We start from the raw sequence: 12,730 nt of genomic DNA, 5'->3' as shown, positions 1-12,730 counted from the left end.
AGGGGATGATATGGAAAATAAAAAAGGTGTTTCGATTTATAAACAAGTCGCAAAAGAAGTTGAAAATAAAGTTAAAGCTGGTATTTACGTAACCGCTCAAAAATTACCATCGGAAGCAGAATTAGCCCAAGAATTTAATGTCAGTAGACTGACCGTCCGAAAGGCAATCAATCTTTTAATTGAGAAAAAGGTGCTGGTTAAACATCAAAATACAGGCACTTACGTCATGAATCATCACAAATTAGCAAGTGGCGGATCGGGTTTGCAGGGTTTTAATGAAGTTGCTAAAGCCAATGGTAAAACACCGCGAACCGAAGTGATGGGTGTTTACCAGATTGATTATGACGGTAAATTATGGGAAGAACTTGAAGCTAAGGCGGAAGAGATCATTATCAATGTCAATCGCATTAGGTATTTAGATGATTTACCAATGACGGTTGAAGATTTGTATATCAGACAGAAATTTTTACCTGAGGCTATTGAAGAGACAGCCTTTGAAAATTCAATTTTTGAATTGATTGAACAAAAAATAGCGATTGCCTATTCACATCAAGAAATTGAAGCGGTTTTGGTGGATAAAATGATGAGCATTGCCTTTGAGATACCTGTTGGTCAGCCGATGTTTCGGGCAACGTCAAATGTTTTCTCAGTAACGGGTGTGCCAATCATGCACGATATTTCCTATTATCGCAGTGATGAATATGTCTTTTCAAATACCTTAGTCAGAAGTAAAAATTAGAGGTGAGCGATGAAAATGGAAACAGAAATTAAACAGCTTGTCGCTGAAAATTGGGAGATTTTCCTAAATGACTTGGCAAAAGTTATCCGTATTCCAAGTGTCCAAGGTGTTCCAGAAGAGGATTGTCCTTTCGGGGGTGAACCTAAAGCAGCGGTACTTAAAGCACTAGATATTGCCAAATCTTACGGTTTTGAAACCAAGTTGGTTAATGATGCCATCGGTTATGCCCAGTTTGGTGAAAGTCGTGCGGATCAAAAGTATTTTGGGATTATCGGTCATTTAGATGTTGTGCCAGCAAATGAACCCAGTTGGGATAGTCCGCCATTTGACTTAAGTCAGCGGGATGGCGTGCTTTATGCCAGAGGTATTTTGGATAATAAAGGGCCAATCATGAGTTGTCTGTTTGGCTTGAAACTCATCAAAGATCTAGGCATTCAGCCTAAAATCCCTATCCGTGTGCTATTCGGTTCCAACGAAGAGACAGGTAGTCAGGATATCCCGCTTTATTTGGAAAAAGAAGTGCCGCCTATGTTTGGTTTTACGCCTGACTGTAAATATCCCGTTGTTTACGGCGAACGTGGCATTGTCAATCTGGCGATTAAAACATCGATAGTGGACAAGGCACTTGATCGACTGGGTGATTTCCAAGGCCAGATGTCCAGAAGTGTTGTGCCGAGCGAGCTCAGTGTGACTTTTGATGGGCAACAGATTACTGCACTTGGCAAGTCTAGTCCATCAAACGCCCCAGAAATGGGCATCAATAGCATTACCAAACTAGCGCGCGAGCTCCGAGACATTTTGCCATCTGGTGAACTACAAACTTATTTTTCTTGGCTTGACGATTATTTATCGGATGAGCATTATGGCGAAAAATTAGGGATTGGCTATTCCGACGCCGCATCAGGGAAATTGATTTTAACGCCCGTTCTAATCAAGAAGACAGACCAGCATGAAGTGTGTCTAGAATTAGCCATCCGGTATCCGATTTCAGTGACAGAAGACAGGATTATCGCGAAAATTAAGGAGAATTTACCTCAAAATGCTCAAGTGAGCGTCACGCGTTCCTTGAAAGGGACAAATTTTCCTAAGGACAATGCTTATGTCACGTTGTTAAGTGTTATTTATGGCAAAGTGACGGGATTAGATGCCACACCAGTCACAACGACAGGGGCAACTTATGCGCGATATATGCCCAATACAGTTGCCTTTGGGCCATCATTTCCAGGGCAAAAAGGTATCGCGCATAAAGAAAATGAGTACTTTATAGAAGATGATTTAAAAACAAATTTAATCATCTATGCGCTAGCGATTTATGAGCTGTGCCTATCAGATAGTTATCAGCCATAAATCATTAGCAAATAAAAAAGAGGAGATTTGAAAATGTTCAATAAACTAGAAAAACTCATGCTTCCCTTGGCGACGAAGATAGGGCGAAATAAGTATTTGATGTCCATTCGAGATGGCTTCATGGTTTCGACACCGCTTTTGATTGCTGGGTCGGTATTCCTATTAATCGCCAATTTTCCAATTGAGGGCTGGTTGAATTTCCTACGTTCAACCGTTGTCAATCATAACTTAGTTGATATCAATGGGAATCCGATTTATGCGGGAACGCTGATGGCCTATCTCGAAAAAGCATCGGATTCTACTTTCTCACTCATGGCAATTTTCGCTGTTATGGGCATTGGTTATTCTTACGCCAAACACATCAAAACCTCGCAAATTTTTGGTGCCGCAGTGGCATTGATGAGCTGGTTCATTCTCATGCCTTTTCGTGTGACCGGCAATGTTCCCTTGGCTGGCGCTGAGGGTGGTGTTGATGTTGAAATCGGTGGCATTAACATGGCTTGGGTGGGGGCCAAAGGGATTCTGATTGGGATTATTTGTGCCTTTGTTGCCGTTTCGCTCTATGCTTGGGCAGAAAAAAGAGGTTGGGTCATTAAAATGCCTGAAGGCGTGCCACCAATGGTTGTCCAATCTTTTGCAGCACTCATTCCAGCTTTTGTCGTCATGGCGATTTTTTGGTTCGTCAATCTTGGCTTTGGTTTTGCAGGAACAAATGTTTTTGATTTGGTTTACAAATGGCTTCAAATACCGATTCTAAAACTGGGTGATACCTTAGGTGCGATGAGTATTGCCTATCTCTTCTTGCATATTTTCTGGTTTCTTGGGGTCAATGGTGGTAGCGTTGTCGGCGCGGTCTTCAACCCGATTTTGGATACCTTATCTCTTGAAAATGTTGAATTCTTAAAAACAGGTGTGGGCACACCGCATATCATTAACCACCAGTTTCAAGATTTATTTGCAACTTTTGGTGGTGCGGGGTCAACCTTGTCCCTACTCATTGCTATGCTCTTGTTCTGTAAATCAAGACGGGTAACGGAACTCGGTAAATTGGCGCTCATTCCGGGTATTTTTGGGATTAATGAACCGATTGTCTTTGGTTTGCCAATCGTTTTAAATCCAACCTTGCTCGTGCCGTTTGTTCTCGTGCCCGCGCTTAATATCTTAATCGCTTACGCTGCCATGGCGGCTAAACTGGTGCCGATTTGTAGTGGGGTCAATATTCCATGGACAACGCCAGTGATTATTTCAGGATTTCTCGCGACAAACTGGGCAGGTGCTGTCTTACAATTTCTTCTTTTGATTTTGGGTGTCTTTATCTATATGCCATTTATCAAAATTATGGATAAACAATATCTGAATGAAGAACATGAAGCAGAACTTGCTAAAACGATGGGCAATGGCATTACAGATGAGATGTTGAGCTTTGATGACTTGTAAACTAAGGAGTGGCCGATAATCATGAAAATAATAATGGTGTTAAATCAAATTCAAGCGGGTGTTGGCACAAAAGATGACACGCATATCCCCTTGACCGCAACGCAAAATCCGGTTGGTCCTGGTAGCATGATGAAACCGATGATGATAAAATATGACGAACAATTACTGGCAACCATTTATTGTGGGACTGGACTTTACGAGGAAGATAAAGCCGTTACGACACGAAAAATTGTCGGCATGGTCAAACGTTTAGGGGCAGACATCGTCATTTGTGGCCCTTCCTTTGACTATCTTGACTTTTCTAAAATGAGTGTCGAGATTGCCCAAGTTATTCAAAAAGAATCAGAGGCAAAAGCTGTCTGTGCCATGTCAGACGAAATGGCTGACTTGATTGCGACGTGTCGAGCAAGTTTGCCAATTGTCAAAATGCCTAAAAAAGGTGGCGCAGGTTTAAACGAAGCTTTGGAAAATATTTGTCAGGTTGTGGCACAAGTTGGCAATCAGCAAGAAGTTGATGCCGCGTTGATTTATTAAGAAAGTAGGGGGAGACAAATGACATATGGAATCATTGCCACATGGGCGATGGCATTAGAGGGTGTCAGTGATGCCGCTAAAAATTTGGCTAATAATGGCACGATTGCCGATAATATTGAGGCAGCCATCAAAAATATCGAAGATTTTCCTTTTTACAAATCAGTCGGCTATGGCGGACTGCCTAATGAAGAAATGATTGTCGAATTAGACGCTGGTTTTATGAATGGTGATAATTTAGATATTGGTGCTGTTGCAGGGATTCAAGATTTTGCCAACCCCGTTTCAATCGCACGGGCACTTTCGACTGAAAGGCTGAACAATGTTTTGGTGGCAGAAGGCGCAGCAAAGTATGCTCAGAAAAAAGGTTTTGAGCGGAAAAACATGCTGACGGATCGGGCGATGATTCATTATAAAAATCGCTTTAAGGAAAATAGTCAAACGATTCAACCTGATATTGTCCCTTATCGTGGGCACGATACGGTTGGCGTCGTTGGCCTTGATAGGGCGGGGAGCATTGTTTCAGCGACTTCTACCAGCGGTTTGTTTATGAAACGCGCCGGTAGGGTTGGCGATTCTCCGATAGCTGGTGGCGGTTTTTATGCGGACAGTGAAGTCGGTGCAGCAAGTGCAACAGGTCTTGGCGAGGACTTGATGAAAGGCTGTATCTCTTATGAAATTGTCCGTTTGATGCGAGACGGTCTGTCACCACAAGAAGCCTGTGAGCAAGCTGTTAATGCCTTAGAAACACAGCTAATCAAACGGAAAGGCACAGTGGGTGATTTGTCGGTTGTGGCGATTGATAAAAATGGGGATTATGGTTGTGCGACAACGATTGCTAATTTTTCTTTTGTCGTGGCGACTGATAAAATAGAACCGACTGTTTTCATTGCTAATCGTGTGGCGGGTAAAACAAATCATGAACAAGCAAATAAGGCATGGCTGGAAAACTATATCCAGACGAGAACGGCACCACTGATTGAAAAATAAGCTAAGTCATTAAAAAATGGGACAAGTCACAAAAGCTCACTCTGACCATATAAATCAGAGTGAGCTTTTTAACGCATTCGTGTTTAGGAGGTAGCGTTTCTGATTAATCGTTCAACCGACAAAAATTGTTTTTACGATCGGAGAGTTGATTGAGGAAATGGTCCAGATCCGTTTTGTTCCAGTCGGAGTAAAATAAAGAGGTTGAAAAGAACGGCACATCGGCGTATTTGTTTTCAGGCATCCAGTTTGAAATGATAGCATCTGGTTTCTTTCCTTTAAGCTGATTAAAGGTATAAACGATGACAGGCACAGGTGATGCATCACGAATTTGAGAAATCAGCATTTCGCGATGGATTGGTGATGAATTGGTTTGAACCAATATTTTAAGTGGCGCCATGTGTTTTTTGAGGATGTTTTTAAGGAGGACGATGTAGTGATAATAGAGATTGGGGAAATTAAGAATCAGTTTTTGAATGTTGGGATTGTGATCTCTAATATCTTGAATAAAGGTATTGATAAATTCAAAGGTTTGGGCTGTGGCACGGTGAAGTAAAGCAGCTGTCTCTCCGAGGTCAAAGACTTTGTTTCGGCCTGTAAAAATCGCTGCCTCTTGATTCATGAGCGTGAGGTTGTAGGAAAGATAATTTAATTCTTCTGTTGATAAGCGAAAGGTAATACTATTTTGAAATTGGGTAATCAGATCATGCACCTCAAGAGACAGTGAGCGATTAATCTGGAAGCCAGTTGTCTGCCAAGTTTCAAGGGAGATTAAATTGGCGCGGCAAAAGATAAAGTAGAGGTAGCGACCTTCCCGCTGTTTCGTCTCGAAGTCAGGACAGGTATCTAGGAAGCCAATCGCTTCAACTTTATCGAAGAATTCATCATAGGTGACATAAGGTGAATCGGGTGTCGCAAAGACATCTTCTTCTGGAGGCAAAAAGAAACCATGTCGCGTATTCACTTGAAAAATATAAAAGCTCAATTTGATTCTTAAAAAAGTCGTGTAATCTAGGCTTGGTACAAAGTCAAGTAAGAGCTGACTGACCGCCTCAAGACTAGGCGATTTTTGAATAATTTCTTCCAAATCTAGCCCCCAAAAGAGATTATGGTAGACAAATCTGATCTGATGTTCCTTGCCATGCATCGGGTTTCTTTGTAAGAAATTAATGTGGCAACCGTAAGGGGCTAGATAGTCGTTGATTTGTTTGATATGGACAGAACATTTACTACGGCTAATCCCTAAATCTTGATGAAGACTTGTGAAAGTTGTCGTCGTATCGGAAAAAATACGATAGCTCATCTGATACTTGGTTGATTTTTGAATGAGGGAATGGTGAAGTTTATAGAGATTAAAAGCTGTCCCAGGAACCATTTTAAAGTGATTGGCATCAACGGAAAAAGTGTTCAGGCCTTGCGTCTGACAATAGTCCAGTAGCTTGTTGAAATAACTTTTAACGGTTTGTTTGGCAAGACCGAGTTCTGTCTCTAAATCACTCAAGCTCAGCTCGTGATTTGGGGCAGCATTAAGCAAGCTGATAATTTTTAAAATATAGTGTGAGTCTTTATCTAATAAAAAGTCTTTCATTTCTAATGTTCTCCTTGTTTTTTATTGGCGAATGGCTATCAGGGAAAATAACGCCCTTGCTGATAGCATAGATGGCATACCGACGCAATCAATCGGAATTGATCTCAAGTGTGTGCTTATTGTCGCTTGTTTCTATTATATCGTAAGTCATTTAAAAGTTCTAATTATAAGTTACTTGTTTTTGTTAAAACGACTGTTAAAAAACAAAAAACTCTAACTATGTTTTTTAATTTTATCTAATTATAAAAAAACAATAATTATTTACGTTTATTATATATAAATAAACGTAAATAAAAAAGGATTAAGGGTGTTTATGATGGCTACCTGTCTCATAAACAATAGTGGCGGAAATCCTGTTTGATTCAGCCTATACAAGTAGGTGCTAGAGAGCGGCTTCTATGTTATAATAGACAAAAACATCAATTAAAAAGATTTTGAGCGGATAAAATTCGCAACTGATTCCGCTTGGACGGAGAATAGCGTAGGTCAGTTTCAAAAGTTCATGAAGTGAAATTGTAGAAAGTTAGAAAGGTTGTCAGTCTCGTTGTATAATTATTTGAAAGCTGATTTATATCTGGTTAATCTGATGCTAGACCATGTTCAGCTGGTGGAAAAGACAGTCGGAAGGCAAATCGATACGGACTATATGATTCATTTAGAGCATATCGCCTATCATCTGAGTGAGATTTCAGATAAAACCAAGCAGATATTGCCAGAGATGAACTGGGCTTGTTTGAGCAGACTTCGTGACTTGATTAACTATGAAGTTTATCACTTTAAGCTGGGAGATGTGATTGAGACGGTGAGCGATGAGATGCTGGTGTTGAGCGAGTTGCTCCCAAAGCTTCGAGACTGTCTCGAGCAAGAATTAGAAGGTGCTAGAAAATAAATGCTAAAGAAAATTGATAAGTCTGCTCAGTATTTGGCGCAAAATATTGACTTGCTAAGATGTCCGCTGTGTCATACTTCCTTTACGTTAGCCGGTTATGCGCTGATTTGTGAGAACCGCCATACCTATAACATCAGCAAAAAAGGCGTGGTGAATTTCCTGACGATTAAGCCAGATACGACCCACTACACACGTAAGATGTTTGAACCGCGACGTCAGCTAATTCAAGCCGGCATGTATGCGCCCGTGCTGAGCGAGATGCAATCCATGCTCACGCCTGGTAATCTGCTTGACGTGGGCAGTGGCGAGGGGAGTTTTTTAGAGTTGCTTGATGTTGCCGGACATAAATTTGGCTTTGATATCGCCCTCGACGGGGTCAATATGGCGACTGAGCTTACCGATATGCAGGCCTTCTTTAGCCTGTCAGATCTGACCAACCTCCCTTTTGCGGATCAAAGCATGGCGACTGTGCTAAATATCTTCACGCCATCTAATTACCGCGAGTTTGATCGCGTTTTGGCCCATGGTGGTCAGGTGATGAAGGTCATTCCGGATCGCTATTATCTACAGGAACTGCGCTCAGCCTTTGGGTTGCCGATTGATTACGATAATGGGGCTGTCCTAGCAAAATTTGCTGAAAATTTTCCTGACCTGACGCATAAAGAAATCAAATATGAATTTGCCCTCCCTAAACATCTGCAACAGGACTTTTTATCTATGAGCCCATTAGAATGGCAGATTTCAAAAGCAGATAAGTTAGAAATTGCCAAACAGCCACCCGAAACCGCAACGATTCATGTGAAAATTTTACAAGGCAAAAAGTCTTGACATAGTTTTGGTGTCTAGGTAAAAATGAGAGCAGATGAGGGGAGATTCAGCCAAATTGTCATCAGCTAGTCTTATTTTATCTCTATTCGCTCAGAATGGTTTCTTTGATTTATCTCAAATGATTTCAAAATTTTGTGTTGCGATTGGATACTTGAACGCCCCCAGTCAAAAATCTCAGTCAAACGAGAATTTTAGTAAATTTTCAGTAGATTTTCAGGCATTTCGTGATTTATTGTGAATATTATCCCATTTTGTGTTAAAATAAGAGTGCATGGATTTTATCTTGACGCAGGTCAAGTATAGTTCCAAATAATAAAATTTTAGAGGTGAACTCATGTCACGTAAACCGATTATCGCTGGTAACTGGAAAATGAATAAAACTTTGGCTGAAGCAAAAGCTTTCGCTGAAGCAGTCAAAGGGAAAGCACCATCTGCTGACCTTGTGGATACTGTTATCGGTAGCCCAGCATTGTTCCTTGCACCACTTGCTGACATCTTGAAAGATGATGTTATCCAACTGTCTGCACAAAATGCCTACTTTGAAAATGCTGGTGCATTCACGGGTGAAAACTCACCAGCAGCCATTGCTGACCTTGGTATCAAATACATCATCATCGGTCACTCTGAACGTCGTGAATACTTCCACGAAACTGATGAAGACATCAACAAAAAAGCCAAAGCGATCATCGCAAACGGCGTGACACCAATCATCTGTTGTGGTGAAACACTTGAAACTTATGAAGCTGGTAAAACAGCTGAATGGGTTGAAGGTCAAATTACTGCAGCTTTGAAAGACCTTACACCTGAACAAGTTTCTAACCTTGTTATTGCTTACGAACCAATCTGGGCAATCGGTACTGGTAAATCAGCTGATGCCAACACTGCTGATGAAACTTGTGGCGTTGTACGTGCGACAGTTGAAAAACTTTACGGTAAAGCTGTTTCTGAAGCTGTCCGTATCCAATACGGTGGGTCAGTTAAACCTGAAAACGTTGCTGAATACATGAGCAAAGAAAACGTTGACGGTGCCCTTGTCGGGGGTGCATCACTTGAAGCTGACAGCTTCTTGGCACTTTTGGACTTCGTTAAATAATGCATCAAAAAAGTCTCGGTTTAGATTACTGAGACTTTTTTTGTTTTAGAAATAATCTGACCAGAAATCAAAAAAATAAGCCGCAAGGCTTATTTTTTTATAATCCGTAGGAATGTTTTGATTGCTTGTCGTGAAACTTGTAACATCGTAAAGGATAATGCAATCGATAAAAGTACATTCAGGACACTTGGCATAAATGCCGAAAGAATGGTGCAACTTAAAATCATGAGGACTGAAAAAACAGCAATATTGAAGAAAAAGGCAATCTCGTTAAATCTTTCGGCTATCATCTTATCTTCAGATGCCTTTTCTTCTCTGTAATAGTCGCGCGTCGGCGCTTGCCAGTAATTTAAATCCTCGTCGTATTTAGGTGCTTCCATACTGCCTCCCTTATCGTACTTTCTTATGATACCATGCTTAGGGAAAAATAGATTTTACAATTCAGTTAAAATATTACACCTTGATGACAAAATGGTGTTGTTTATAAAATTTCTGACGATTTGAAACCGATTTCTAGAATTTTTGAGAAAAATATCAGCCGAAACCCCCATTTCTTGTTATAATAAGAGGTATGACTAAGAAAATAAAGATTACTGCAACAGTAGAAAATATAGCCCAAGCCCAGGCTTTACTTGATTTGGGGATTGATAGCCTTTATATCGGAGAAAGGGACTATGCCCTTCGTTTACCTCATGCTTTCACTTGGGACGAAATTCGGGAATTGACCAAACTGGCACACGCAGCAGGTGCGCAAGTAACAGTAGCGGTAAATGCCATCATGCATCCTGGAAAAATGGCGACCATTAAGCCTTATCTTGATTTTTTACAAGACATTCAAGTGGATCAAATCGCAGTCGGCGATACGGGCGTGATTTTCGTTTTGAATCGCGATAACTATCAACTGCCTTACATCTATGATGCCTCGACTATGGTAACCAGCAGTCGTCAAGTCAATTTCTGGGGGCAACAAGGCGCCATCGGTGCTGTTTTATCACGGGAATTGCCAAAAGAAGAGTTGATTAAAATGGCAGCAAACCTTGAAATTTTTGGCGAAATTCTAGTCTATGGTGCAACGATTATTCATCAGTCGAAACGCCCCCTTCTGGAAAATTACTATAATTTCATCAAAACTGACGAAGAAAAATCCAAGGCTCGCAATTTATTTTTGAGCGAACCTAAGGATGAATCGACCCATTATTCAATCTATGAAGATAGCCACGGCACCCATATTTTTGCTTCTGATGATGTTGACATGATGACTGAACTTGCCACCCTGACAGAGCTAAACTATACGCATTGGAAGTTAGACGGCATCTATACGTCAGGCGATACCTTTGTCAAGATTGCTGAATGCTTTGTTAAAGCGAGAAAGCTGTTAGAAGCAGGCGAGTTGACGCCTATTCAAGCCTTTACCCTTGATGAAGAAATTCGCAGCCTGCATCCAGCAGGTCGTACCTTAGGACATGGCTTCTATGACCTAGATCCGGATGAGATTCAGTAAACGATTGATGACTTAAGCTCAAATCATTTTGCGAGAACTGCAAGATGATTTTTTTGACGAGCAGGAGTAACTACACAGATTTGGGTCACACTAGATTTAGATTTGTGGTATAATAATTGAGTTAAAGTAACAGTTTTGGTCTTGTTAAGGCCACCTCTAAAAACTCAGATTTGCCACTTTTGGCTAAATTTCCCTATCGCGTCGTTATTACTTCGCACCTTGCACTAGCAAGCCTTGTCGTAATGCCTAGCCGAAGACAACTATGTTGTCCTCATTGGTTGATTGAAAGCATTGCTTTCAACTAGAAAAATTTAGCTCAAAAGTTATCAAAAGCAGTTTTTAGAGATGCCCTTAAAGATCTTTTCAACTTACTCACTATCTTGAAAATAGGAGAAATATTTGATGCCACACACAAAACTTACACGTCCTGAGGTCTTAGCACCTGCTGGGACATTGGAAAAATTAAAGGTTGCCATTAGTTATGGCGCAGACGCTGTCTATATCGGCGGCGATGCCTATGGTTTGCGCTCGAGAGCGGGCAATTTTAGCTTTGATGAAATGCGCGAAGGCGTCGCTTTTGCGCAAGCACACGGCGCAAAAGTCTATGTCGCAGCCAACATGGTCACACACGAGGGCAATGAAGTCGGTGCGGGCGAGTGGTTCCGCACCCTGCGTGATATTGGCATTTCAGCCGTTATTGTCAGTGACCCTGCGCTGATTGCCATTGCAGCGAGTGAAGCACCGGGCTTGCCGATTCATCTGTCAACACAAGCAAGTGCCACCAATTATGAAACCCTAGAATTTTGGAAAAATCTCGGTCTGGAACGTGTCGTCTTGGCGCGTGAAGTCTCAATGGCAGAGCTGGCTGAAATTCGTAAACATACAGATGTTGAAATCGAAGCCTTCGTTCATGGTGCCATGTGTATTTCCTACTCTGGTCGCTGTGTCCTCTCCAACTATATGAGCCATCGGGATGCTAACCGTGGTGGCTGTTCGCAGTCTTGCCGCTGGAAATATGACCTCTATGATATGCCTTTTGGGGCTGAACGCCGTTCGGTTCAAGGCGAAATCCCTGAAGATTTCTCAATGAGTGCCGTTGATATGAGCATGATTGAGCACGTGCCAGATTTGATTGAAAATGGTGTCAATTCCTTTAAAATCGAAGGTCGGATGAAGTCTATTCACTACGTCTCAACTGTCAGCAATGTCTATAAAAAAGCAGTGGATGCTTACTTGGAAAGTCCCGAAGCCTTTGAAGCGATTAAGCCTGCTTTAGTCGATGAACTCTGGAAAGTTGCCCAACGTGAATTGGCGACAGGTTTTTATTATCAGACACCAAGTGAAGAAGAACAGCTGTTCGGTGCGCGTCGGAAAATTCCACAGTACAAATTTGTCGGCGAAGTGGTCGCTTTTGATGCGCCAACCATGACCGCAACTGTTCGTCAGCGAAATGTCATCACAGAAGGCGATGAAATCGAATTTTACGGGCCAGGTTTCCGTCATTTCACAGCCACAGTAGACAATCTGAAAAATGAAGCCGGTGAACGCATTGACCGTGCACCCAATCCTATGGAATTACTCACCATGACTGTGCCAACAGCAGTTGAACCGGGCGATATGATTCGTAAAAATGGGTCGGGTTTGATTAATCTCTATGGTAAAAATGGGACAGCTAAGACGGTTAGGGCTTAAAACATTAGAAAAGCGAGAAACCTCGCTTTTTTTGGTATAATATACTCAATTAAGTAAATCAAGCAAACATTTGTGGCTATTTTCCGTCACTTCTTCGT

At 41.5% G+C, this 12,730-nt stretch carries 12 protein-coding genes; 10 read left to right on the top strand and 2 right to left on the bottom strand.

What is annotated here, in order from left to right:
• The first annotated feature begins 10 nt into the window (after window positions 1-10).
• Genes RsY01_RS07330 through RsY01_RS07310 form a run of 5 tightly spaced genes read left to right on the top strand, consistent with a single transcriptional unit; the run spans window position 11 to window position 5,044 of the window.
• Window positions 11-739 carry a GntR family transcriptional regulator, LSA1692 subfamily gene (locus RsY01_RS07330; protein ID WP_094784904.1) on the top strand — a complete coding sequence of 243 codons (729 nt, stop codon included), beginning with the start codon at window positions 11-13 and terminating at the stop codon, window positions 737-739.
• A 15-nt stretch (window positions 740-754) separates the two neighbouring features.
• On the top strand, window positions 755-2,086 hold the full coding sequence (locus RsY01_RS07325) for a Sapep family Mn(2+)-dependent dipeptidase (RefSeq protein ID WP_094784966.1): 1,332 nt from the start codon (window positions 755-757) through the stop codon (window positions 2,084-2,086).
• Window positions 2,087-2,119: 33 nt separating this feature from the next.
• On the top strand, window positions 2,120-3,523 hold the full coding sequence (locus RsY01_RS07320) for a PTS sugar transporter subunit IIC (protein ID WP_094784903.1): 1,404 nt from the start codon (window positions 2,120-2,122) through the stop codon (window positions 3,521-3,523).
• A gap of 21 nt (window positions 3,524-3,544) precedes the next feature.
• The gene (locus RsY01_RS07315; protein WP_094784902.1) at window positions 3,545-4,057 is read left to right on the top strand and encodes a GrdB-related putative oxidoreductase; all 513 of its coding nucleotides are present in this window, start codon (window positions 3,545-3,547) and stop codon (window positions 4,055-4,057) included.
• An 18-nt stretch (window positions 4,058-4,075) separates the two neighbouring features.
• A complete protein-coding gene (locus tag RsY01_RS07310) occupies window positions 4,076-5,044 on the top strand; it encodes a glycosylasparaginase (protein WP_094784901.1) in 969 nt (322 codons plus the stop codon).
• A 103-nt stretch (window positions 5,045-5,147) separates the two neighbouring features.
• On the opposite strand, the gene RsY01_RS07305 is transcribed toward RsY01_RS07310, so the two are convergent.
• Window positions 5,148-6,629 (bottom strand): helix-turn-helix domain-containing protein, encoded by a 1,482-nt coding sequence (locus RsY01_RS07305; protein WP_094784900.1) that lies wholly within the window; start codon window positions 6,627-6,629, stop codon window positions 5,148-5,150.
• A gap of 544 nt (window positions 6,630-7,173) precedes the next feature.
• Between RsY01_RS07305 and RsY01_RS07300 the strand changes: the two genes are divergently transcribed.
• The 3 genes from RsY01_RS07300 (at window position 7,174) to tpiA (ending at window position 9,439) form a co-directional block, all read left to right on the top strand.
• Window positions 7,174-7,518 carry a hypothetical protein gene (locus tag RsY01_RS07300; RefSeq protein ID WP_094784899.1) on the top strand — a complete coding sequence of 115 codons (345 nt, stop codon included), beginning with the start codon at window positions 7,174-7,176 and terminating at the stop codon, window positions 7,516-7,518.
• On the top strand, window positions 7,519-8,346 hold the full coding sequence (locus RsY01_RS07295; RefSeq protein ID WP_167373244.1) for a putative RNA methyltransferase: 828 nt from the start codon (window positions 7,519-7,521) through the stop codon (window positions 8,344-8,346). It begins immediately after the preceding gene.
• A gap of 334 nt (window positions 8,347-8,680) precedes the next feature.
• Window positions 8,681-9,439, top strand: coding sequence for a triose-phosphate isomerase (tpiA, locus tag RsY01_RS07285; RefSeq protein WP_094784897.1), 759 nt, complete (start codon window positions 8,681-8,683; stop codon window positions 9,437-9,439).
• Window positions 9,440-9,528: 89 nt separating this feature from the next.
• On the opposite strand, the gene RsY01_RS07280 is transcribed toward tpiA, so the two are convergent.
• Complete coding sequence (locus RsY01_RS07280; RefSeq protein ID WP_094784896.1) at window positions 9,529-9,819, bottom strand: DUF3270 family protein; 291 nt, start codon at window positions 9,817-9,819, stop codon at window positions 9,529-9,531.
• 191 nt (window positions 9,820-10,010) lie between these two features.
• On the opposite strand from RsY01_RS07280, the gene RsY01_RS07275 reads away from it, so the two are divergent.
• Complete coding sequence (locus RsY01_RS07275) at window positions 10,011-10,940, top strand: peptidase U32 family protein (RefSeq protein WP_094784895.1); 930 nt, start codon at window positions 10,011-10,013, stop codon at window positions 10,938-10,940.
• Window positions 10,941-11,342: 402 nt separating this feature from the next.
• Window positions 11,343-12,632, top strand: coding sequence for a peptidase U32 family protein (locus RsY01_RS07270; protein WP_094784894.1), 1,290 nt, complete (start codon window positions 11,343-11,345; stop codon window positions 12,630-12,632).
• Window positions 12,633-12,730 lie beyond the last annotated feature (98 nt).

This window comes from Pseudolactococcus reticulitermitis (genome assembly GCF_002260845.1).
GTDB lineage: Bacteria > Bacillota > Bacilli > Lactobacillales > Streptococcaceae > Pseudolactococcus > Pseudolactococcus reticulitermitis.
The sequence above is the reverse complement of the archived record's forward strand: the minus strand, read 5'-3'. Positions and strand labels throughout refer to the sequence as shown.